Source organism: Photobacterium sp. ABD4_091, from assembly GCF_056160145.1.
On record NZ_JBSWWQ010000004.1, the window covers coordinates 211,244 to 232,582 of the forward strand.

At 44.9% G+C, this 21,339-nt stretch carries 24 protein-coding genes; 13 read left to right on the forward strand and 11 right to left on the reverse strand.

The genetic code is table 11. The annotated features are described in order from the left end of the window. Positions 1–78 precede the first annotated feature (78 nt). Positions 79–801 (forward strand): SDR family oxidoreductase, encoded by a 723-nt coding sequence (locus ACXAGQ_RS25375; RefSeq protein ID WP_475257686.1) that lies wholly within the window; start codon positions 79–81, stop codon positions 799–801. Positions 802–912: 111 nt separating this feature from the next. Here the strand turns inward: ACXAGQ_RS25375 and ACXAGQ_RS25380 are convergent, their stop codons facing one another. Then, entirely contained in the window at positions 913–1,407 is a 495-nt protein-coding gene (locus ACXAGQ_RS25380) for a hypothetical protein (protein ID WP_475257688.1), read from the reverse strand. A gap of 235 nt (positions 1,408–1,642) precedes the next feature. On the opposite strand from ACXAGQ_RS25380, the gene ccoN reads away from it, so the two are divergent. From ccoN to uspE, 10 genes are all read left to right on the forward strand, one after another. Next, a complete protein-coding gene (gene ccoN / locus ACXAGQ_RS25385; protein WP_475257690.1) occupies positions 1,643–3,070 on the forward strand; it encodes a cytochrome-c oxidase, cbb3-type subunit I in 1,428 nt (475 codons plus the stop codon). Positions 3,071–3,082: 12 nt separating this feature from the next. Then, complete coding sequence (ccoO, locus tag ACXAGQ_RS25390; protein ID WP_475257691.1) at positions 3,083–3,694, forward strand: cytochrome-c oxidase, cbb3-type subunit II; 612 nt, start codon at positions 3,083–3,085, stop codon at positions 3,692–3,694. Between the two features lie 9 nt (positions 3,695–3,703). Next, positions 3,704–3,877: a cbb3-type cytochrome oxidase subunit 3 gene (locus tag ACXAGQ_RS25395; RefSeq protein ID WP_107298146.1), complete on the forward strand. Its 174-nt coding sequence runs from the start codon at positions 3,704–3,706 to the stop codon at positions 3,875–3,877. A gap of 5 nt (positions 3,878–3,882) precedes the next feature. Further along, positions 3,883–4,863, forward strand: coding sequence for a cytochrome-c oxidase, cbb3-type subunit III (gene ccoP / locus ACXAGQ_RS25400; RefSeq protein WP_475257693.1), 981 nt, complete (start codon positions 3,883–3,885; stop codon positions 4,861–4,863). 120 nt (positions 4,864–4,983) lie between these two features. Then, positions 4,984–5,475 (forward strand): FixH family protein, encoded by a 492-nt coding sequence (locus ACXAGQ_RS25405; RefSeq protein ID WP_475257694.1) that lies wholly within the window; start codon positions 4,984–4,986, stop codon positions 5,473–5,475. Further along, positions 5,472–7,865, forward strand: coding sequence for a heavy metal translocating P-type ATPase (locus tag ACXAGQ_RS25410; RefSeq protein ID WP_475257695.1), 2,394 nt, complete (start codon positions 5,472–5,474; stop codon positions 7,863–7,865). The genes ACXAGQ_RS25405 and ACXAGQ_RS25410 overlap by 4 nt, the downstream gene beginning before the upstream one ends. After that, positions 7,858–8,067, forward strand: coding sequence for a cbb3-type cytochrome oxidase assembly protein CcoS (gene ccoS, locus ACXAGQ_RS25415; protein ID WP_475257697.1), 210 nt, complete (start codon positions 7,858–7,860; stop codon positions 8,065–8,067). Before ACXAGQ_RS25410 ends, ccoS begins: the two co-directional genes overlap by 8 nt. Further along, a complete protein-coding gene (locus ACXAGQ_RS25420) occupies positions 8,057–8,734 on the forward strand; it encodes a sulfite exporter TauE/SafE family protein (RefSeq protein ID WP_475257698.1) in 678 nt (225 codons plus the stop codon). Before ccoS ends, ACXAGQ_RS25420 begins: the two co-directional genes overlap by 11 nt. A gap of 75 nt (positions 8,735–8,809) precedes the next feature. Then, positions 8,810–9,565, forward strand: a complete 756-nt coding sequence (locus ACXAGQ_RS25425) for an FNR family transcription factor (protein WP_475257700.1) — start codon at positions 8,810–8,812, stop codon at positions 9,563–9,565. Between the two features lie 273 nt (positions 9,566–9,838). Further along, positions 9,839–10,780, forward strand: coding sequence for a universal stress protein UspE (gene uspE, locus ACXAGQ_RS25430; RefSeq protein WP_475257701.1), 942 nt, complete (start codon positions 9,839–9,841; stop codon positions 10,778–10,780). Between the two features lie 46 nt (positions 10,781–10,826). Here uspE and ACXAGQ_RS25435 read toward each other — a convergent pair whose 3' ends face one another. From ACXAGQ_RS25435 to ACXAGQ_RS25460, 6 genes are all read right to left on the reverse strand, one after another. Beyond that, positions 10,827–11,087 (reverse strand): hypothetical protein, encoded by a 261-nt coding sequence (locus tag ACXAGQ_RS25435; RefSeq protein WP_475257702.1) that lies wholly within the window; start codon positions 11,085–11,087, stop codon positions 10,827–10,829. Positions 11,088–11,629: 542 nt separating this feature from the next. Then, the gene (locus ACXAGQ_RS25440; protein WP_475257704.1) at positions 11,630–11,905 is read right to left on the reverse strand and encodes a hypothetical protein; all 276 of its coding nucleotides are present in this window, start codon (positions 11,903–11,905) and stop codon (positions 11,630–11,632) included. Between the two features lie 202 nt (positions 11,906–12,107). Next, positions 12,108–13,022, reverse strand: a complete 915-nt coding sequence (locus ACXAGQ_RS25445) for a LysR family transcriptional regulator (RefSeq protein WP_475257705.1) — start codon at positions 13,020–13,022, stop codon at positions 12,108–12,110. An 89-nt stretch (positions 13,023–13,111) separates the two neighbouring features. After that, the gene (locus ACXAGQ_RS25450; RefSeq protein WP_475257706.1) at positions 13,112–13,654 is read right to left on the reverse strand and encodes a mobilome CxxCx(11)CxxC protein; all 543 of its coding nucleotides are present in this window, start codon (positions 13,652–13,654) and stop codon (positions 13,112–13,114) included. A gap of 191 nt (positions 13,655–13,845) precedes the next feature. Continuing rightward, a complete protein-coding gene (ttcA, locus tag ACXAGQ_RS25455; RefSeq protein ID WP_107298135.1) occupies positions 13,846–14,739 on the reverse strand; it encodes a tRNA 2-thiocytidine(32) synthetase TtcA in 894 nt (297 codons plus the stop codon). 132 nt (positions 14,740–14,871) lie between these two features. After that, entirely contained in the window at positions 14,872–16,050 is a 1,179-nt protein-coding gene (locus ACXAGQ_RS25460; RefSeq protein ID WP_475257708.1) for a serine hydrolase, read from the reverse strand. A 308-nt stretch (positions 16,051–16,358) separates the two neighbouring features. Here ACXAGQ_RS25460 and ACXAGQ_RS25465 point away from each other — a divergent pair, with 308 nt between their 5' ends. Then, complete coding sequence (locus ACXAGQ_RS25465) at positions 16,359–17,843, forward strand: carboxypeptidase M32 (protein ID WP_475257709.1); 1,485 nt, start codon at positions 16,359–16,361, stop codon at positions 17,841–17,843. 42 nt (positions 17,844–17,885) lie between these two features. On the opposite strand, the gene ACXAGQ_RS25470 is transcribed toward ACXAGQ_RS25465, so the two are convergent. Beyond that, positions 17,886–18,197 (reverse strand): hypothetical protein, encoded by a 312-nt coding sequence (locus ACXAGQ_RS25470; protein WP_475257711.1) that lies wholly within the window; start codon positions 18,195–18,197, stop codon positions 17,886–17,888. Between the two features lie 131 nt (positions 18,198–18,328). Here ACXAGQ_RS25470 and ACXAGQ_RS25475 point away from each other — a divergent pair, with 131 nt between their 5' ends. Then, positions 18,329–18,604 (forward strand): hypothetical protein, encoded by a 276-nt coding sequence (locus tag ACXAGQ_RS25475; protein ID WP_475257713.1) that lies wholly within the window; start codon positions 18,329–18,331, stop codon positions 18,602–18,604. A 75-nt stretch (positions 18,605–18,679) separates the two neighbouring features. On the opposite strand, the gene ACXAGQ_RS25480 is transcribed toward ACXAGQ_RS25475, so the two are convergent. The 3 genes from ACXAGQ_RS25480 to pepT form a co-directional block, all read right to left on the reverse strand. Next, positions 18,680–19,375: an RES family NAD+ phosphorylase gene (locus ACXAGQ_RS25480; protein ID WP_475257715.1), complete on the reverse strand. Its 696-nt coding sequence runs from the start codon at positions 19,373–19,375 to the stop codon at positions 18,680–18,682. Further along, on the reverse strand, positions 19,376–19,780 hold the full coding sequence (locus ACXAGQ_RS25485) for an MbcA/ParS/Xre antitoxin family protein (RefSeq protein ID WP_475257717.1): 405 nt from the start codon (positions 19,778–19,780) through the stop codon (positions 19,376–19,378). Between the two features lie 149 nt (positions 19,781–19,929). Continuing rightward, the gene (gene pepT / locus ACXAGQ_RS25490) at positions 19,930–21,162 is read right to left on the reverse strand and encodes a peptidase T (protein WP_475257718.1); all 1,233 of its coding nucleotides are present in this window, start codon (positions 21,160–21,162) and stop codon (positions 19,930–19,932) included. Between the last annotated feature and the right edge of the window lie 177 nt (positions 21,163–21,339).

Consider the following 21,339-nt stretch of genomic DNA (forward strand, 5'->3'; position numbering starts at 1 on the left):
GGATGTAATGACCGTTAATGTTAGATATACCCAGTACTATTGTGGGTATCAGTTGTAAGGTTGATGAATGAGGGATCGATGGAAAGCAAAGTGGTATTGGTAACAGGCGGTGCAAACGGAATTGGCAAAGGGATAGCTGATTATCTTTCTAAGAGTATGTTGGTGATAGCAGTCGATATTGATGAAAATGCTGGCTTCCAATTGGTTTCTGAAAACCCTTTAATTCGCTATAAACAACTTGATGTCACCAATGAAAAACAAATTGTTACATTAATTGACGAGATAATATCACAGCATGGGCGCCTAGATGCAGTGGTTAACAATGCTGCCATTGCTGATCCTTATAATGCCCCTATTCATGAATTAGATATCTATGACTGGAATAAAACACTCGCGGTAAATTTAACCGCGCCTGTCTTATTTGCAAAATATACCTCGCAATTACTTAAACAGACAAATGGATGCATTGTAAATATTGCTTCTACTCGCGCCCTACAATCAGAGCCAAACACTGAGGTATACAGTGCAACCAAAGGGGGAATTGTTGCTTTAACACACTCCCTAGCCTCCAGTCTTGGCCCTGAAGTGCGTGTGAACTGCATTTCTCCGGGCTGGATCAACACAACTGGTGAAGAACTCAGTGACATTGATCATCACCAACATATCGTCGGTCGCGTGGGGAATATTAAAGACATTGCCTCAATGGTTGCTTATTTGATTTCGGATGAGGCGGGATTTATTACCGGGCAAAACATCGTGATTGATGGTGGTATGACGAAAAAGATGATTTACAGCGAATAAATTATGACTTTTCATCCAGTATGCTAATATAAATAAAATTGTTAATTACATGTGGATTATAGGGTTTAATCTTATAAACCCTATAATTTTAAGGTTAAGTTTATAAGCTATTTATTCTAAATGACTTTTTACTATGAAGTTGGCAATTATCTTTTTCTCGCCTTGGTTGATTGTCACTGCCCACTGCATTTCATCATGCATACATTCTGGGACAGTAAATCGACCTAACCATCCTTCTTGTGTATTTTCAAAGGTTACTGGGATAACACCCATGTACATTCCCACACCTTCCACCGTCGCTTCTGGTTTAACATTTGTGTTATTAATTTGTATTGTTGCTTCTTGGTTTGCAGCCACTGGGTAAGGTGAGATTGAAATGTTTAGATGGCTATTATCCTGCGTATTAATACACTTTTCTGCTGTTAACTCGCAAGTTACTGCATTTATATCTTCACCCTTGTTTTGTTCATAGGTAACTGTTCTCCATACAAATGCTGTGATTAACACAGTCAAAAGGAAAAGGATCTGGATAAGTCTGCCTTTGGTAAGTTTTTCTGCAGCCATGATTTTACGTGCTTCCCATGTTACAGAGGTCAAAGTTTTCACATAAATGTTGCTTAACCGTAAACATTGTGTGGGCTTGACCCTGTCAATCATTAGTTATCTAAAGTAGTATAAGGCACTGAAAATGCCACTTTTACAACAAAATAGCAATTTAATTACTGGGGTGTTTAAAAAAACAACACTGTAATTATTGAAGCTTTGGGTGGCATTGCGACAACTTGTTGTTCGCACAAGGAAAAAGAGTGTAGTTGAACAATTAAAATTGGAAGCATGCAACATGAGCCAAGTAAAGCAGCTTGAACAAAACTACAACTATACGGTCGTTCGTCAATTTACCTTAGTTACTATCCTTTGGGGAATTGTCGGAATGGGCGTTGGTGTATTGATTGCCGCTCAGCTGGTATGGCCGGCACTAAACTTCGACCTTCCTTGGTTGACATATAGCCGTTTACGACCGCTGCACACAAATGCAGTGATTTTCGCATTCGGTACCAGTGCGCTATTTGCTACGTCTTATTACGTAGTACAGCGTACATGTCAGGCAAGACTATTTGGTGGGAAATTAGCGTCGTTCACCTTCTGGGGCTGGCAAGCTATCATTCTATCCGCGGCAATTTCATTGCCGATGGGATGGACTTCCGGTAAAGAATACGCAGAGCTGGAGTGGCCGATTGATATCGCCATTGCTGTTGTCTGGGTAGCCTATGCCATCGTTTTCTTCGGTACAATGATCAAAAGAAACACGTCGCATATTTATGTGGCTAACTGGTTCTTTGGTGCCTTCATCCTAACCGTTGCTGTTCTGCATATTGTTAACAGCATGGCTATTCCACTGTCGATGACTAAATCCTATTCGGTTTACTCAGGTGCAGTCGATGCCATGATCCAATGGTGGTACGGACATAACGCGGTAGGCTTCCTGCTTACAGCGGGCTTCTTGGGGATGATGTACTACTTTGTACCTAAGCAAGCAGGTCGTCCTGTATATTCTTACCGCCTGTCTATCGTTCACTTCTGGGCGCTAGTCTCACTTTACATTTGGGCAGGCCCACACCACCTTCATTATACCGCTCTTCCTGACTGGACTCAGTCTTTGGGTATGGTGATGTCGTTGGTTCTGTTTGCGCCATCATGGGGGGGAATGATCAACGGTATCATGACGCTCTCTGGTGCGTGGCACAAACTACGCTATGACCCAATCCTTCGCTTCTTGGTGGTATCTCTATCGTTCTACGGTATGTCGACCTTCGAAGGCCCAATGATGTCTATTAAGACAGTTAACGCCCTTTCTCACTATACCGATTGGACTATCGGACACGTTCATTCTGGTGCATTAGGTTGGGTTGCAATGGTATCGATTGGTGCTGTTTACCACTTGATCCCTAAACTATTCGGCCAAGAGCGTATGTACTCTATCAAGTTGATTAATATTCACTTCTGGCTATCTACAATTGGTACGGTGCTATACATCGTTGCAATGTGGATTTCTGGTGTGATGCAGGGTCTGATGTGGCGTGCGGTTAACACCGACGGTACTTTGACTTACAGCTTTGTTGAATCGCTACAGGCTTCTTACCCGTTCTACTTCGTTCGTTTCGTAGGCGGTGCAATCTTCTTGGCAGGTATGTTCCTAATGGCATACAACGCATATAAGACGATTCTTGCGCCAAAAGAAAGTCTGAAAGCCACAGAGCAACCAGCATAAGGAGCACCGACAATGGCTAATAATCGTCATGAAATTGTAGAAAAAAATGTCGGCCTTCTTGCGATCCTAATTGTGATTGCTATCAGTTTCGGCGCCTTGGTAGAGATTACTCCATTACTTTACCAAGACCAGACTACTGAGCCGGTTGAAAACCTTCGCCCTTACACCGCATTGGAGATGGAAGGCCGTGATGTATACATCCGCGAAGGTTGTAACGTTTGTCACAGCCAGATGATCCGTCCATTCCGTTCTGAAACAGAACGCTATGGCCACTACTCAGTTGCTGGTGAAAGTGTTTGGGAACACCCATTCCTTTGGGGATCCAAACGTACTGGTCCTGATCTCGCTCGTGTTGGCGGCCGTTATTCAGATGACTGGCACCGTGTTCACCTGCGCAACCCTCGTGCGGTCGTGCCAGAGTCGAACATGCCTGGCTACCCTTGGTTAGAAGAAAACGTGTTGGACGGCAAGTTGACATCGAAGAAGCTAGCAATCTTCAAGAACCAATTCGGCGTACCTTACACTGATGAGCAGGTTGCTAATGCCGGTGAAGAAGTGAAAGGTAAGACCGAAATGGACGCAGTCATTGCTTATCTTCAGTCACTCGGTCACGCAATGAAATAAGGGGGCACCATGGATATTGGAACCATTCATAGCATTTGGACATTAATACTGTTCGGTAGCTTTATTGGTATTGTCCTTTGGGCTTACAGTAAGCGCCAAAAATCTCGTTTCGATGAAGCTGCAAATCTTGTTTTTGCAGACGAAGAGCAAGATACGGCAACGCGTGAGAATGACAGGAGTTAGGAAACATGACTACGTTTTGGAGTCTATGGATAACAATCATCACGCTGGGTACCCTAGCCGGTATTGCTGCCCTACTAGTTTGGTGTAGCAAGGACAAAATGGGTGTTGAAGAAGGTGAGGATATGGGTCACGAATACGATGGTATTCGTGAGATCAACAACCCGCTACCAAAATGGTGGTCCTACATGTTCTGGGGCACCATTATTTTCGGCCTACTTTACCTTTTCCTTTTCCCCGGTTTGGGTAATTACAAGGGCATGCTTGGTTGGCAGAGCTCGGATCAAACCGTGCGTTCTGTCGAGGAATCTAAACTGGCAATTGCTAATGCGCAGAAAGAGCAGCGCTTGAACCAATATGCAAAAGAGTTAGACGATGCCGAAGCTCGCTTCGGTGAAACGTTCAAAACGCTAGCATATGATGAGTCAGGTAACATGCTACTGCCAATCACTCAGATTGCTCAAAGTGGAGAAGCAATCAAAGTTGGCCAGCGTTTGTTCTTGCAGAACTGTGCACAGTGTCACGGGTCTGATGCCCGCGGCCAGCTTGGCTACCCTAACCTAACTGATGGCGCTTGGTTGTACGGCGGTGAAGCTGAAGCGATCAAGACGACTATCATGGAAGGTCGCCAAGGGGTTATGCCAGGTTGGATTGATAGCTTGGGTAAAGACGGTGTGACCGAAGTGACCAGTTATGTACTAAGCATGTCTGGCCGTAGCGTTAATGCCAAAGAAGCGGCTGCTGGTAAACAGAAGTTTGTTGTGTGTGCGGCTTGTCATGGTACAGATGGTAAAGGTAACCCTGCATTTGGGGCACCGGATCTAACTGATAACACCTGGCTATACGGTGGCTCTCGCCGTGCGGTTGAAGCAACAATTGCTCACGGCCGTCAAGGTGTGATGCCGGCATGGAAAGATATTCTAGGCGAAGAAAAAGTGCAGATTATCTCGGCCTATGTTTGGAATCTAAGCCAAGACACACCACAGTAACAATCCAGCCAATGCTCAGTTACAATTTGTTCAATTATTTTGTACAAATATCTGAGACTTAACGACTAGCCCCTGTTATCTTCAGGGGCTAAATCCCTCTAAGCGACATAGGTAATCAATATGGGTAAACCTTGGTATAAGCAGTTCTGGCCTTGGTTCGTTTTTGCCATTCCTGCGACTTCAATTGTGTATAGCCTGACAGCCGTCTATATCTTTTCTCAGAATAAAGTTGATCTCGTGGCCGAGGACTATTACAAAAAAGGCAAGGCTATTAACCTTGACCTCTCCCGCCTTCGCGTCGCCGATGCCTTGAGTCTGAAAGCGCAGGTCGCCGTTAGTGATAATGATATTAGTGTTTTTTTCAATAAAGGTGATCTAGATAACTATCCAAATTTGCGTGTGACATTCACACACCGTACTCTAGCTAATAGAGACTTTACCCAAATGGTGAGCGCCGATTTATCAGGGACTTATCGCTTTGAATCACCTGAGCATTTAGAAGGTCCATGGTTTGTAGAGCTAGAGCCATTTGATGGAGACTGGATGTTACAAGGACGTGTTAACCTGCCAACATCCGACCCGATTTCGCTGTACGGGCAGATTAAGGAATGACGAAAGACTGTTACCATTGCGGCGATCCTGTTCCACAGGATTGCCATCACCATGTAGAAATTCTTGGCCAAATCCGTGAGATGTGCTGCCCTGGCTGTGAGGCAGTTGCACAGACCATTGTCGATAGTGGTCTCACCTCATACTACGAGTACCGCACTGCCCCGGCCGAAAAAGCGGATTTGGTACCTCAGCAGTTACAATCCCTCCTCCTCTATGATCACGATGAAATTCAACAAGAATTTGTCCGTGAGAGCGAGAATTGCAAAGAAGCGTCACTCTCTCTGGATGGTGTTTCCTGTGCCGCCTGTGCATGGCTTATCGAAAAGCAGTTGATGCGCGAGCCGGGCGTAGTATCAATCAAGGTTAATACTACGACTCACCGGGCACTTTTAGCCTGGGAACCTGAAAGTGTAAAGCTCAGCCACCTATTGAGTGTTATCCACCGTTTAGGCTATAAAGCCGCCCCTTTTGAAGCTGATGCTCAAGAACAACAATACCACCGCACAATGAAGGGCTATCTCTACAGGCTTGGTATTGCGGGTATTGCGACAATGCAGGTGATGATGCTAGCGGTGGCATTGTATTTTGAAATCTTTGGCGACTTAGACGCAGAGTTCAAAAGCTACCTCCGCTGGGTCAGTTTAATCTTCGCAACCCCTGTCATGCTCTACTCGGCACTTCCATTCTACCTCAATGCATGGCGTAACCTGCGGGCAAGAACATTAGGGATGGATGTCCCTGTTTCTATTGCCATGCTATTTGCCTATGTGGCAAGCCTTTATGCAACCGTAATGGAAAAAGGCGAAGTCTTCTTTGAGTCGATTTCGATGTTCGCTTTCTTTTTATTGCTTGGTCGATTTCTTGAAATGCGCGCAAGACGCCATGCCGCTGCCGCCAGTGCTAACTTGTTAAAATTGGTTCCAGCAATGGCGACCTTGGAAGACGGCTCACAGGTCGCTGCCAAGACACTGAAGGTGGGTGACGTTGTCACGGTGTTGCCTGGCGAAAGCCTGCCTGCAGACGGTGAAATTCTAAAAGGCCAAACGGCTATTGATGAGTCCATGGTGACGGGTGAATCGATGCCTGTTTCAAGAGTCGTGGGTGATGCAGTTTATGCGGGTACTATCAATGGTGACAACCATATAACCCTTAAGGTAACCAAAGACCGCCAGAACTCGCTGATTTCAAATATCGTTCGTTTACAAGATGAAGCGCAAAGCTCTAAGCCAAAGGTGGCTGAAGTTGCCGATGTTGTCGCGCGATACTTTGTTGCGGCTATTTTAATCATTTCTGCGGGTACTTGGCTCTACTGGTATCAGCATCAGCCAGAGGATGCATTGTGGATCACCTTAGCGGTATTGGTCGCTACTTGCCCATGTGCTTTGTCTCTTGCAACACCGACCGCGCTAACCTGCTCTACTTCAAGCCTTGGGCGTTTGGGGATTTTGCTGCGCCGTGGCCATGTTTTGGAAACGCTGTGTAATGTGAACCAACTTGTGATTGACAAAACAGGTACTTTGACCGAAGGCAATATTCGCCTTGTGGAAACGCAGACCTTCAGCAATTACCCTGAAGAAAAAGCAGTGGAAATGGCGGCAGAACTAGAACGCTTTGCTAACCACCCTATTGCAAGGGCGTTTTCTGTTTACCGTAATGAAAAGCCATTGTTCGATGATGTTGAGAATGTCATTGGTAGCGGCTTGTCGGGAAATGTTGATGGCAAGGAGTGGCGCATTGGTAAAGCCGACTTTGTCCTGGAGCTGAACCCAAGTAAAGAGCAACTACTTTCGGGGTGTGATAACCGGTTTCAGGTATGGCTAAGCTGTAACGGTGAGCTTGTTGCCAGCTTTATGCTAGATGATCCAATCCGTAAAGACAGCCCAGAACTTATCAAGCAGTTCCAGTCTGAAGGGATTCAAGTCACCATGCTGACCGGTGACCATTCAGCATCGGCACAGGTCGTTGCCGATAAACTGGGGGTCGATAACCTTGAAGCAGGCGTTTCGCCTGAAGGCAAGCTGGAATACCTCAGAAGCCTAGAAAAAAGCAAAGTCGCTCTGATGATTGGTGATGGTGTAAACGATGCCCCAGTGCTCGCAGGTGCCCACCTTTCTGTTGCTATGGGCGGTGGTACCGATATAGCCAAGTCATCAGCAGATATGGTATTACTGGGTGACCAGTTATCTCGGATTTTACGTGCCAGAAAACTGGCTCAGAAAACGCGTAAGATTATCAGGGAAAACCTAGCTTGGGCGCTTGGCTACAATCTAATCATCCTACCGTTGGCCGTTGCAGGCTTTGTGGCTCCATACATTGCTGTCGTTGGCATGTCAGGTAGTTCGATCATAGTTGTTTCAAATTCTTTAAGGTTATTAAAAGAAAATGGCTAGTCTTTACTTGTTAATCCCAATTGCGATTGTGCTCGTATGTATAGCTGTCTGTGTGTTTCTTTGGGCTGTCCGCAGTGAGCAGTTTGAGGATCTTGAGCGCCAAGGCTATGACATCCTGTTTGATGAGGATGAGTCAAAACCAGCCGAAAACAAGGCGAATGATCTAACAAATCAAACAAATGGTGAACCGGGTGGGCGCTGATTTCTATGCTGCCTTCATAATAGGCCTGATGGGGGCCGGACACTGTTTGGGCATGTGTGGAGGGGTTTCAGCAGCTATCACCCTTGGCATCCAGAGCAATCAGCAGACTTCCCGTTGGCCATATTTAGTGTTATATAATTTTGGCCGAATCGCGTCGTACATGATTGCCGGAGCGATTATTGGCGGCGCCTTTGCCAATCTTGCAAACTATGGAAGCCAAGTAACTGCGTTAGCCACTTTACGATTGCTTGCAGCTACTATGATGATTTTACTCGCATTGTATATCGGCCAATGGTGGCATGGTGTGAGTAAAATTGAAGTGATAGGTAAAGGCCTATGGCGATTTCTATCACCAATGGCAAAGAAACTACTACCGCTACGTAGCCCTTTCGCTGCAATACCTTTTGGAGCATTGTGGGGATGGCTTCCATGCGGGTTGGTGTACTCCACTTTGAGCTGGGCGGCAGTAGCAGGTAGTGCCACCTCGGGTGCAAGTGTGATGCTAGCTTTTGGTTTGGGCACCTTACCGGCAATGTTCGCAGTAGGAACGATGGCTAATCAACTGCAGAAGTGGCTTAAGAATCTTTACTTTAAGAGAGCGAGCGCCTTGCTGTTATTGGCTTACGGGGTTCATACTGGTTATATCGCAATCAAACAAATAATGTAGTCATTTTTAATACTCGTCATAATGATTCATATTATGTTAAAATATTGACCTACATCAAATTGGTTAGACAGGCTTATGATTTCAGACAAACTAACAACCAAACGTATCCAATCAGGCGGATGTGCGATCCACTGTCAGGATTGCAGCATCAGTCAGTTGTGTATTCCATTTACGTTGAATGAGTCTGAGCTAGATCAGCTAGATCAAATTATCGAACGCAAGAAGCCAATCCAGAAAGGCCAAGAGCTTTTCAAGGCTGGTGATGAACTGAAATCGCTGTATGCAATCCGTTCGGGGACGATCAAAAGCTACACTATCACTGAGCAAGGTGATGAGCAAATTACTGCTTTCCACTTGGCTGGTGATCTGGTTGGCTTTGATGCTATCAATGAAATGATGCACCCGAGCTTTGCTCAGTCTTTGGAAACATCAATGGTTTGCGAGATTCCATTTGAAATTCTCGATGATCTGTCAGGGAAAATGCCAAAACTCCGTCAGCAAATTATGCGCCTGATGAGTAACGAAATTAAAGGCGATCAGGAAATGATTCTGCTGCTGTCGAAGAAGAACGCTGAAGAGCGTCTTGCAGCCTTCCTGTACAACTTGTCTCTGCGTTTTTCTCAGCGTGGCTTCTCTCCTCGTGAATTCCGCCTGACAATGACACGTGGTGACATTGGCAACTACCTAGGCTTGACAGTTGAGACTATCAGCCGTTTGCTTGGTCGTTTCCAGAAGTCTGAAATGCTGAGTGTTAAAGGTAAGTACATTACTATCCTTAACCATGAAGATCTTGCAAAGCTAGCTGGTGTGAACAAAAACACTATTGCCTAAATGCTTAGCTTAATTAGATGATTTGAAAAAGTGATACGCGACCCGTATCACTTTTTTTATATTAATTTCCCGACGTTACTCCCCTATTCTTACCCTTTACGTTAAAGTTATTAGTAGCCAAAGACGCTTTTTGTGACATTTTCATAACAAGCAACTGATTTTGGTAAGATAACTCTGAATGTTTCTCTGCCCGAAAGTGACAGATAGATATCATTCCTTTGAGGGAACAGAGACTGGTTTAGATGCCAACACGGTTTGTGTAAGGGGGCAGTTATGACCAAATACAGCAATATCCTCGTTGTTGCCGATCCGGCGCAGGATCATCAACCAGCATTGTCTCGCGCTATTCACCTTGCTCGTCGTTCCGATGATGTAAAAATCACCCTTTTCCTTGCAATCTATGACTTCTCGTATGAGATGACATCCATGCTATCTGCTGATGAAAGGCAAGCGATGCGTCGTGGTGTTGTTATGCAGCGTGAAGAGTGGTTGAAAGACTTGATTCGTCCTTATACCGATGACGGTTTTAATATTCAGTTGACGGTTGTGTGGCACAACCGTCCCTATGAAGCCATTATTGCCGAAGTGTTCAGTAATCATCATGACCTAATTATCAAAGCAACTCATGACCACGATAAGATTGGATCTGTGATTTTTACACCGACAGATTGGCACCTGTTGCGTAAGTGCCCGTGTCCGGTACTTATGGTGAAAGATCATAGTTGGCCAGAAAACGGAAAAATCTTGGCTAGTGTTAATCTTGCCGCTGATGATGAAACCCACGACAAACTCAATGACTCTATCGTTGATGAAGCTAAATCTATTGCTGATCTGCTGGGTGCCGAAGTTAACTTGGTTAACGCCTACCCTGCGACGCCAGTTAACATCACTATAGAATTACCTGAGTTTGATCCTGCTTCGTATACCGATGCAGTCAGAGGGCATCATCTCAAATCGATGAAGGCGCTACGCCATAAGCACGGCTTACCTGAAGAGCAGACACATGTGCTTGAAGGGCTTCCGGAAGATATTATTCCCCAGGTTGCTGAAGATATCGATGCGGAATTAGTTATCTTGGGCACCACCGGGCGAACTGGCTTATCAGCTGTCTTTATTGGTAATACCGCAGAGCATACCATCGATAGCCTCAATTGTGACTTACTGGCACTGAAGCCTGAGGGATATGTGAGCCCTTTGAGCCCTAACCTGCCATAGCCAGAAAAGAAAGAGTATCAAAATAAAAAGCCTCGAAAGAGGCTTTTTATCGCAATTCGATAGGCTGGACCGGCTGAACTTGATTGCTGGCGGGTTTCTCTTCAGCGTTAGCCAGTTTTTTCAAAAAGGCCGTGAGATACAGCTCATTTCTAATTTTATCGCAGTAAGCATGGCTGATATTCCTGCGGTTCCACTCACTGGCAATTGCAACTCGCGTATGGGTAGCTCTGCGCCCAAAAGCATAGGTTTCACAGATTTCGAGGTTACTCATTTGCTGCGGGGTTTTGGTAACAGTACTACTGCGCATACCTAATTGCTGGGATTGCGATGATGAGCAGCCTGCCAAGCTTGATAAGCAAAGCACAACAAGCGCTGTTTTGAGCGGCTTTGAAGAGCGAGTCATGAAAGGTATAAGCATAATATTGATTTATAATGATTTGTTGTCTTCCGCCATTATAACTGATTACAACTTACATCCAATTTAAATTCAGTCCCTTTTCTGTGAGCCAGGTGCACAATGTGAAACGCTGAAAATTAAAAAGGGCTGATTAGTATATATACCCAAGTTACTTCAAGATGTAGGATTCAGAGGGCTGTCAGCGCATTCAATTCAAGGCGAAGGTTTGCAGGAATGGCATTCCCTTTCAAAAAGCTTCAACGAAGGAGTGGATGGGCTGACACCCTCCCGAAGGGCGAGTTTTCTAAGCTTCTATACTGCGTTATTGTTTTTCGATTTAGAGCCACTAGATCTTCAAAACAATGCCTTGTCTATAAGCTTAGAAATTCTCGCTGAACCTGAATCTTGAAGTAGCTTGGGTATAACAGCCCTTAAAGGATTCGATTTCTGGGTTAGTTAGCAGTATTGAAATGATACTCGAACACAGAAGTGCTTGAGTCGTGCACTTGACCATCACCGACGTGGCCTGCCGGCATTGAAGCATCACCTGATGTGGTCAGCTGAGCTTCCATCACACTCATTGCCGGTGTATTTGCCTGCTGAATTAAGTGTGTTGCTGGCGCTGTACGCTCTCCTGCAGTTGATAAATGGTAGTCCAATACATCATTTGCCATTGCTTGTGAAGACAGAACCAAAGCGCTGATGATAACGAAAGCTGATTTTTTCATAACCTACCTCTGTGTCTATTATCAGTACCCTCAGTCCTTGAGAGTGTTGAGAAATCTTCTGTGAGGTTTGAACTCCCTCACTTGATGTACACATTGTAGTGCTATGAATGTCTTAAACCCATGGCAGAAATGGATTAGTGAAATACCAAGAACGCATCTCTGAATGAAGGCTTAATGCTAAAATGTCATTTCTAATGCTCAGCTATTGCGTGGTAACTTTTAGTCGTTTTATTTCACGCTCTAACCAATGGTATTTCTCTGTGTTCCAATGTTTTTGGTTATAGGCCATGACAATGTCCATAATGTCTCGCCGTTCAGGCTGGTCAGCCTCATCCATTTCTACAAATTGGAAGGTTTGCTGATCAACGATTTTGTATAACTCCCTTGGGGCAATAAACAGCATGTCCTCGGTCTTTAATGCCTGAAGAATTGGATGAGCATGCTGACTTCGGAAGGCGGGTTTCTCTCTTAAATTGGCATATTGTTTTACCAGTTCCATTTGCTGGTTGAAACCAGGCACCACCATTGCTGCCCAGCGGTAATTATCGAGTTGCTCAATCGGTATCGGCTGACTTTCTGGGACAAAACCACGCCGGCAGATAAAACCAATTTGGCTTTTTGCTATGTTCTTTTGGTAAATGTCTTTGGGCGTAGTGAGTGGTTGGTAGGTGATAGCCAGATCGCATCGCCCATCTTGCAACTGAGCAACGGTACTCGATCCAAAGCTGTAAAGCTCCAATTCAACCTTTGGGCATGCACGATTGAACAGTCGGTAGATTTCGGTGCCATAACTCTCGATTAAAAAGCCATTCAAGGCAATCCGAAAACGCCCTTCCATATAAGCAGGGTCAAACTGCCGACTTTCCAAAGCTTTTTCTAGCTGTGAATAAATCCCAGGTAATACCGAGTACAACTCTTCTGCTCGTGGTGTTAACTTTAGGCCACGATTATGGCGAACAAAAAGCTGGTCATCGAATGCTTCACGTAGTCGCCCCAATGCGCGGCTGACTGCAGGCTGGCTAGTCTCTAGTTTCTCAGCAGCTCTATGAGTATTTTTTTCTTCCAGGAGTACTAGGAGAACCTTGAGCAGATTAAGGTCGAGATGATGAAGGTTCATAGTATGCCCTTTAATAACAAATGCGCTTAAGGATTATCGGGTTGTCTAAAGGGAATGTTAATAGGATTGTAGAATGAACTCTAGAAATTCTAAAACTTCCCGCATAAGTCACAGCTGGAGGGTTTCATATCACTTGGCTTTAATTGGCAAGAGGAACAAGTTTGCGCAAATTTAACCAAGCTTTGGCGGTAAGCGTAACGCTTTTCCTTTGCGGTTAGCTTATAAAGGTGTTCAGCTGGAAACTGGGCATGATAGTCATTTCTTATTGCTGATAACACACTACTTGAAATGGAGTCATTACTGTTTATGAGCGCATTTAGTCTGCCATACATGGAAGTACTTGATGTCAAAGCTTGGGTGGCATATTCATGCTGATCATCCCATTTTGCTATCAAGGACCAAAGAGAAAGGCATAACTGAGCCAACAGTACAATGGATGTGATAATAACCAGTGTTGCTATAGTGATGAAGCGTTGGCTATTAGTAAAAGCGACAATCATGACAAGAACAGGAGATGCTATCCCGCATAAGGTGATTAAGTAACGCAACCGGTGTAATCTGGATTTTCTTCTTTCAAAGATCTTTATTGCCCCGTAAGTATAAAACCGCATCTCCATTAAATGAACTGGCATCCCTACCTCACAAATAGTCATTCCATTTAGCAATAAGCATATTATAGCTCTCGGTTAAGCATTCATGACGATTCTAGAGATAGAGTAAAGAAAGTCGTAAAGAAAAGAGATTCAATCAGGTAGGAGTAGCGTGAGGATATCGATAATGGCATTAAAAAAGGGAGAACATTGATATTCTCCCTTTTTATAGATTAGATGTTGGTTACATCAATAAACATCGATTCATCGATATTGGTCGATGAGACCACTGCTTCGCTAAATTCGTATTCTTCACGCTCGCCTTCACGATCAAGTGGCAAGTTAACGAAATCAAACAGGTTACGGTCTGCTAACTGGCTAGGGCTAACATTCTGAATTGATTTGAAAATACTTTCTACACGGCCCGGTGTCTTTTTATCCCAGTCAATCAGCATTGCCTTGATTGCCTGGCGCTGCAAGTTTTCTTGCGAACCACACAGGTTACAAGGAATGATTGGGAACTCCTTGTGCTCAGCATATTTGATCAGATCTTTTTCACGGCAGTATGTCAGTGGACGGATCACAACATTACGGCCATCGTCAGAACGTAGTTTTGGTGGCATCGCTTTAAGGCGTGAACCGTGGAACATGTTCAGGAACATGGTTTCTACGATATCGTCCAAATGGTGGCCAAGCGCTAGCTTGGTGGCGCCAATTTTCTCTGCAAAGGAGTACAAGGTACCACGACGCAGGCGGGAGCATAGGCCACATGTTGTCTTGCCTTCAGGGATCTTCTCTTTAACTACCGAGTAGGTATCTTTGTCTACGATGTAGTAAGGGATGTTCAGCGTTTCAAAGTAATCCGGCAGAATATGATCTGGGAAGCCTGGCTGCTTTTGATCCAAGTTAACGGCAACAACGTCAAATTTGATTGGCGCAGCTTTTTGAAGGTTCAACAGGATATCCAGCATCGCAAATGAATCCTTGCCACCACTTATGCATGCCATTACTACATCATTTTCTTCGATCATGTTGTAGTCAATAATGGCATTACCAACATTTCTTCGAAGACGCTTCTGAAGCTTGTTGAACTCAAGTGTTTCTTTTCTAGTATCTGTTTGATTCATTGCGATTACTCACACTGCCGACAGAGTCGACGGTTGATTTCCTGATTGGATTTTCGTAAGGGGGGGATTATACGGATAGAAGAAAGCCGTATCAATGGATACGGCTTTATCATTGAGCGTCAGTGCTCTTTATTACTTGAACAAGCCAATAAAGAACAGCTTGATGTAGTCAATCAAACGGCTGAATAGCCCGCCTTCTTCAACTGACTCCAGAGCAACCAGCGGCACTTCGGCAACGTCTTCACCATCAACTTGGTAGAAAATCTTACCAACGATTTCCCCTTCACTGATTGGCGCTGTTAATTCTGAAGTTAGCTCAACAGTTGCATTCATCTTGCTCACATCGCCACGTGACAAGGTCACGTAAGTATCTTCCATTGTGCCCAAAGAAATCGTGTCGGTATTACCCATCCACACTTTCTCGTTGATAAGCTCATCGCCCTGCTTGTGCGGTGATACAGTCTGGAAGAAGCGGAAACCGTAGTTCAATAACTGCTTACTCTCTGCTTCGCGTACTTTAGGGCTACTTGATCCCATCACGACAGAGATCAAGCGCATGTCTCCCTCAGTTGCTGAGCTAGCCAAGCTGTAGCCTGCACCACTGGTGTAGCCAGTTTTCATACCGTCTACATTTAAGCTGCGGTCACCCAGTAGACCATTACGGTTACGTTGGGTGATGTTGTTGTAAGTAAACGAACGCTCGCTATAGATTGCGTAGATATTCGGTAGATCTTTGATCAGTGCGCGACCAAGCAGTGCAATATCGTATGGGGTGGAGTAAAGCTGATCGCTATCCAATCCATGCGGATTAGAAAAAGAACTGTTGTTCATGTTCAGCTTTTTTGCCCACGAGTTCATCAGGCTAACAAACGCGCCTTCAGAGCCTGCTACATGCTCGGCGATTGCGACACTCGCATCATTGCCAGATTGGACAATCAGGCCACGGTACAGATCCATCATGTTGACTTCGGTATTTACCTCAATAAACATCTTTGATGAATCTGGGAAGTTCCGCGCCCACGCATTACGGCTGATAACGACCAGATCTTCTTCACTGATATTACCGCTCTTCATTTCCTGACCAGCCACATAGCTCGTCATCAGCTTAGTCAGGCTTGCAGGATTTAGTTGCTCATGGGCATTTTTTTCAACCAAAACCTGACCAGTATGGTAATCCATCAATACATAACCGTTTGCGCCCAGTACCGGGGCATCAGGGATGACTGTAGGTGCAGCAAAGGCAGAGGCCGAAAGACAAAAAAGAGTACCTGCAGCTAAGGTGCGAAAAGTGTGTTTCAGTTGTATATTCATTTTTCTCGCCGTCGATGGTGTTATTGAGAGCAGTATATCTAACCTAAGAACGAAATCTTGTCTGCTTTACGAAGTCTTACGTTAATGTAAAATCCGTTACAACTGCCTATTTAAGTTGGTGTCTTTTTAACCCAAGATATAAAAAAATAAGCAATATTTCACGTTCTACATCTCGTAATTCGACGCTGATCGCTTCTACTTCTCTTCTTAATCAAGTATCAAGTCATAGCGCATGCGTTAAAATGCCGTTAGGATAAAGTAAAGTAACATTTTCTCAGGCAGAGATAAGTCAACATAAAGGAATGACAATGACTTTCTATGAAAAACTAGTACACCATAATAAAAAGATTTCTCGGCTTGAACACCTTGCAGCCATTTGTGGCTGGGACCAGGCTTCAATGATGCCTGAAGGGGGAAATACGGCACGGTCTGAAGCATTGGCAGAGCTTGCAGTGATTAAGCATGAGCTTTCTACAGCCCCACAACTTTCTGAGTGGTTTGAGCTAGCTGAAGGTGAAAAACTGGCTGCAGATGAAGTAACCAGCTTGAACGAAATGAAACGCAGTTGGCAACAGGCCAACATATTGCCCGCTGATCTGGTTGAAAAGAAATCTCTGGCATGTTCCAAGTGTGAACACGCGTGGCGTTCTCAACGTGAAAAAAATGACTGGCAAGGTTTTAGCCAAAACCTAAAAGAAGTTGTCGAGCTAACCAGGCAAGAAGCTCAAATCCGTGCAGAGGCAACAGGACTAAGCCGTTATGATGCCCTACTCGATTTGTACGAGCCCGGCATGACGACAACTGAGCTTGATGAACTGTTCAGTGAAGTAAAGAGTTGGCTGCCTGAGTTGATTCAGAACATTATGGAACGCCAAAGCCAGGATATCACTATCCAACCTGTTGGTCCGTTCCCGGTAGAACAGCAAGAAAACCTAAGCCGTTCATTGATGACTAAGCTCGGGTTTGACTTTAACCATGGCCGCCTTGATAAAAGCGTTCACCCTTTCTGCGGTGGTGTGCCTACTGACGTTCGTATTACCACCCGCTACGATGAGGCTGACTTTACTTCGGCCTTAATGGGCGTTATTCATGAAACAGGTCACGCCCGCTATGAGCAGGGTCTACCAGAAAAATGGGCTGGATTACCCGTGGGCACCGCTCGTTCGATGGGTATCCACGAATCTCAAAGCTTATTTTTTGAAATGCAGTTATCACGCAGTGAGTTGTTCATCGATATTCTTGCCCCGCTTGCCGCTGAGACCTTCCAGCGCAATGATGACCCAGCTTTATCTGCGGAGAACCTGACTCTGCTCAATACGCGGGTTAAGCCTAGCTACATCCGTGTTGATGCCGACGAAGCCACCTATCCTGCCCACGTGATTTTGCGGTATGAAATTGAGCGTGATCTGGTTGAAGGTAAGATTGAAGTCGAAGATATCCCAGAACTATGGGATAAGAAAATGTCTGAGTATCTAGGGCTTTCAACCAAAGGAAATTTCACCGACGGTTGTATGCAGGACATCCATTGGACGTTCGGCGCCTTTGGTTACTTCCCGTCTTACACGCTAGGTGCAATGTACGCGGCGCAGTTTATGGCGGCAATCAACAAAGAGATGAATGTTGATAACCTGGTTCGTGAGCGAAACTTCCAGCCTATCTTTAACTGGCTAGACCGCCATGTTTGGAAACGCGCCTCGACAGTCTCTACCGATCAGCTTCTGATTGATTCGACAGGAGAAAGGCTTAATGCCAACTATTTCAAACAGCACCTTGAACAACGCTATTTGAAATAAATAAGGTTTGAATTAAAGCATTAGTAATGCATAAAAAAGCCGCTAGATAGTAGCGGCTTTTTTCAAGAAGGTGATTTGTGCTCTTGTGGTGGTTAGCTTTGACAATGCGTATTTCAGCTTTGCTTCGAGCCTTTCATGCTCTAATGTCGCGTGCTTGATGCCTTGTAATCCATCCATTGACTTAGATTTTCTATATAGCGATGTGCTTTGCGCGATTTTACATTCTGCGACCTTCAAGCTTACTTTAAGCTCTTCTGCTTGCAGCTTCCATTCATGTGCTTCTAACTTTAGAAGCTGTAAAGTACCGTTAATACCGCTTGATGATTCTGCTGACATACTGCTCATAATGTACATAATGTTTCCTCATCGCTAGTTGATGGCGGTAGATTACCAGTACGAAAAACCACCACTTACCATTTTGCGCCAGCCCGCTTTTTCATTATCCGGCTTATACTGATCACACCTTGAGCTTTTGGATACTGACAATGAAATACACGGCAGGCGATCTTGATTACAAAGGTGAAGAGTCAGGGGTTCATAACTGGATCACCAAACAAGGCATGAGTTTTTATTGGCACCCTGATTGGCTTCATATTGCTGAAGACCAAACCGGCCTCCACGCCAAGCAGCAGTTAGAGATTGAGGAAGATGAAAAAGGAACCAAAGATCACGCGGTGCTCGCTATCTTGAAGCACCTCAATGATTGGATGGTGGATGAAATAGAAAAACACCCGGAAGTGAAGAACCAACCTAAGCTGTAGGCCAAGTACTTAATGCAATCCCACTAGAGGCACTGGACATGTTCCAGTGCCATAAACTCTAAGACTCTTAAACTCTTAAACTAAGTTAAGCTCAAGAACAGAATTGACCGAATCACCATTCCACTTATAGGTAAAATGCCTGCTCTGGCATACTTTATTGACTAATACTGGCTTGTACAGTACGTAGCAATCATGACCTTGATGCCGTACCGATTGGTAAACGATACCGTCTCCTTTCGCCACTTTGATATCGCTGGCCAGTGCCTGTGAATGTGCATAATTGGTCGGGTGATACAGCGTAGAATCTAACAGGTGCTGTTCACGCAAATCCACTAAGTCGGCATTGAACCAAGCATCAATGCAGCGCATCTGGATATCCTGAGCTGGCTCATTGGTATAGCCCATCACCCGCTCCATATGGTGCACAGTTTCTTTGATCGCAGTGTTCACTTCGGGAGAAGCATAGTAACCACCAAAATCAGATGTGTTGAACCTTGCCCCGTCAGGATTCACATGAGTAAATGCTGCCATGATATAGCTACAGTGGGGGATCCCGACTAATCGCTCTTCAGGGGGGATACGCCCGAAGTCCCCTGTCTCTTCTACTAACCTTGGGTTGGTGATTGCCTCAATGGCGAAAATTGCTTCAAGCTGTTCCGGCTCGGCAACATCCTCATAGAGGTTAATCGGTGGATATTTTGAAGGGATTAACCGGTAACAAAGCTGGTCAGAAAAAGACGCTTTATTCATATTATTAATTGAAATGTCCATTTACGACTGTCCGCCCCGCCATGCATTTAACCTAGTTGCGACGTGGTAGAGGTCAACAACTTTGCCCTGGCACATGATTTCCATTGCTGTACGGCCAGCGAAAAAAGGATGGCTATTGGGTTTTTGTACCCAGTTATATACGCTCTCTTCCGCCGAGAACATGATCCGCAGGCATTTGTGGATATTGAGGATATAACTCATTCTTTCCAGTAAATCTTTCGATACCTTTGCTGACTCAGGATGAGTACGGTACTTATTCAGCGTCGAACGGCTGCTTAGTCCAAGCAGTGCCATTTGCTGGGTTTGGCTGCAAGACCATTTATCAAGAATGTTGAAAACAATGGGCAAAACGGCATTGCCTGCTTGGGCGAGTTGCTGGGATTGATTGGCTTGGGCTGCATTCATAATTACCGCTCCACTTGTCTATATATGAACAAATTTAGCACATCTATACATATACAACCACAATAACGATGTTGTTTTCCTCGGCATGAGGTAAAAAAATACCCAGCGATTGCTGGGTATTTCGAATACTCAATTTGAACAGTGCTTAATTATGCCTGAGTGCTCTTTGCTGTGTTTTCGGCAATTTTCACAATAACCTTAACAGCCTGCTCCATCCCTTCAATCGTAATGAATTCATGAATGCCGTGGAAGTTGTAGCCGCCAGTGAAAATGTTCGGACAAGGAAGCCCCATGAATGACAAGCGTGCACCATCTGTACCACCACGGATAGGTTTGATCAAAGGCTGTACATCACACTCAATCATCGCTTGCTTGGCAAACTCAATAATGTGTGGATGAGGCTCTACCATCTCACGCATGTTGTTGTAGCAGTCAGTCAAAACGAGCTCAACGCGGCCCTTCTTCAGCTGGCTGTTAAGCTCATCAACTTTGGCTTGCATGAAAGCTTTACGGCGCTCCAAGCCTTCACGATCGAAATCACGGATGATGTAGCCAAGTTCAGTTCGGGCAACCGCAGGCTCCATGGATTTAAGGTGATAGAAACCTTCGTAGCCTTCTGTGCATTCTGGTGTGTCTTCAGCAGGCATCATCAACTGGAACTGTGCCGCGATGTTCATCGCATTAACCATTTTGTTTTTGGCTGTACCAGGGTGAACATTGACACCATGACAGATAACATCTGCTGATGTGGCATTGAAGTTTTCGTATTCCAGTTCACCTACAGGGCCGCCGTCGATGGTGTAAGCCCATTTGGCACCAAATTTCTCAACATCAAACAGGTTGGCGCCACGGCCAATTTCTTCGTCAGGGGTAAAGCCGATACAGATATCACCATGTGGGATTTCTGGGTTCGCAATAAGATGAGCGGCTGCTGTGATGATCTCGGCAATCCCCGCTTTATTATCAGCCCCTAACAAAGTGGTGCCGTCAGTGGTGATCAGGTTATGGCCATGCAACTTATTGAGATCTGGGTATTGAATTGGCGACAGAACTTCATCACCAATGCCGAGGGCAATATCGCCACCTTGATAATTCTCAACGATTTGAGGTTTCACATTTTTACCTGATGCGTCAGGTGCGGTATCCATATGGGCAATAAAGCCTATCGCTGGCACTTCATGGCTGACATTAGAAGGCAAGCGAGCTGTTAGGTAGCCATTGTCATCTAGGGTGACATCTGAAAGGCCAAGTTCAACCAATTCATCTTTCAGCTGCTGAGCTAATACACGCTGCCCTTCAGTACTTGGGCAGTGGGCATTGGCTGGGTTAGATTGAGTTTCAAAGCTCACGTATCGTAAAAAACGCTCAATTAAGTTATCCATGTCCCACTCATTTTTGGTCAAGTAATTTAATGTACCCAGCAAGTATCCCGATAGGAGCAGTTAAATGAATTGCGATGAATCAGTTTTTTGTGGATTAAATGAAGAATGCTTAGAGCGCTGACCACTTTTTCACATACAAATCACACCAAAGGCAGCATTTTTGATTAATTTTCCAAC

Excerpts from the sequence above, each read along its gene's own strand:
- ACXAGQ_RS25375 (WP_475257686.1), top strand. The coding sequence starts at position 79 with ATGGAAAGCAAAGTGGTATTGGTAACAGGCGGTGCAAACGGAATTGGC.
- ccoN (WP_475257690.1), top strand. The coding sequence starts at position 1,643 with ATGAGCCAAGTAAAGCAGCTTGAACAAAACTACAACTATACGGTCGTT.
- ccoO (WP_475257691.1), top strand. The coding sequence starts at position 3,083 with ATGGCTAATAATCGTCATGAAATTGTAGAAAAAAATGTCGGCCTTCTT.
- ACXAGQ_RS25395 (WP_107298146.1), top strand. The coding sequence starts at position 3,704 with ATGGATATTGGAACCATTCATAGCATTTGGACATTAATACTGTTCGGT.
- ccoP (WP_475257693.1), top strand. The coding sequence starts at position 3,883 with ATGACTACGTTTTGGAGTCTATGGATAACAATCATCACGCTGGGTACC.
- ACXAGQ_RS25405 (WP_475257694.1), top strand. The coding sequence starts at position 4,984 with ATGGGTAAACCTTGGTATAAGCAGTTCTGGCCTTGGTTCGTTTTTGCC.
- ACXAGQ_RS25410 (WP_475257695.1), top strand. The coding sequence starts at position 5,472 with ATGACGAAAGACTGTTACCATTGCGGCGATCCTGTTCCACAGGATTGC.
- ccoS (WP_475257697.1), top strand. The coding sequence starts at position 7,858 with ATGGCTAGTCTTTACTTGTTAATCCCAATTGCGATTGTGCTCGTATGT.
- ACXAGQ_RS25425 (WP_475257700.1), top strand. The coding sequence starts at position 8,810 with ATGATTTCAGACAAACTAACAACCAAACGTATCCAATCAGGCGGATGT.
- uspE (WP_475257701.1), top strand. The coding sequence starts at position 9,839 with ATGACCAAATACAGCAATATCCTCGTTGTTGCCGATCCGGCGCAGGAT.
- ACXAGQ_RS25435 (WP_475257702.1), bottom strand. The coding sequence starts at position 11,087 with ATGCGCAGTAGTACTGTTACCAAAACCCCGCAGCAAATGAGTAACCTC.
- ACXAGQ_RS25440 (WP_475257704.1), bottom strand. The coding sequence starts at position 11,905 with ATGAAAAAATCAGCTTTCGTTATCATCAGCGCTTTGGTTCTGTCTTCA.
- ACXAGQ_RS25445 (WP_475257705.1), bottom strand. The coding sequence starts at position 13,022 with ATGAACCTTCATCATCTCGACCTTAATCTGCTCAAGGTTCTCCTAGTA.
- ACXAGQ_RS25450 (WP_475257706.1), bottom strand. The coding sequence starts at position 13,654 with ATGCCAGTTCATTTAATGGAGATGCGGTTTTATACTTACGGGGCAATA.
- ttcA (WP_107298135.1), bottom strand. The coding sequence starts at position 14,739 with ATGAATCAAACAGATACTAGAAAAGAAACACTTGAGTTCAACAAGCTT.
- ACXAGQ_RS25460 (WP_475257708.1), bottom strand. The coding sequence starts at position 16,050 with ATGAATATACAACTGAAACACACTTTTCGCACCTTAGCTGCAGGTACT.
- ACXAGQ_RS25465 (WP_475257709.1), top strand. The coding sequence starts at position 16,359 with ATGACTTTCTATGAAAAACTAGTACACCATAATAAAAAGATTTCTCGG.
- ACXAGQ_RS25470 (WP_475257711.1), bottom strand. The coding sequence starts at position 18,197 with ATGTACATTATGAGCAGTATGTCAGCAGAATCATCAAGCGGTATTAAC.
- ACXAGQ_RS25475 (WP_475257713.1), top strand. The coding sequence starts at position 18,329 with ATGAAATACACGGCAGGCGATCTTGATTACAAAGGTGAAGAGTCAGGG.
- ACXAGQ_RS25480 (WP_475257715.1), bottom strand. The coding sequence starts at position 19,375 with ATGGACATTTCAATTAATAATATGAATAAAGCGTCTTTTTCTGACCAG.
- ACXAGQ_RS25485 (WP_475257717.1), bottom strand. The coding sequence starts at position 19,780 with ATGAATGCAGCCCAAGCCAATCAATCCCAGCAACTCGCCCAAGCAGGC.
- pepT (WP_475257718.1), bottom strand. The coding sequence starts at position 21,162 with ATGGATAACTTAATTGAGCGTTTTTTACGATACGTGAGCTTTGAAACT.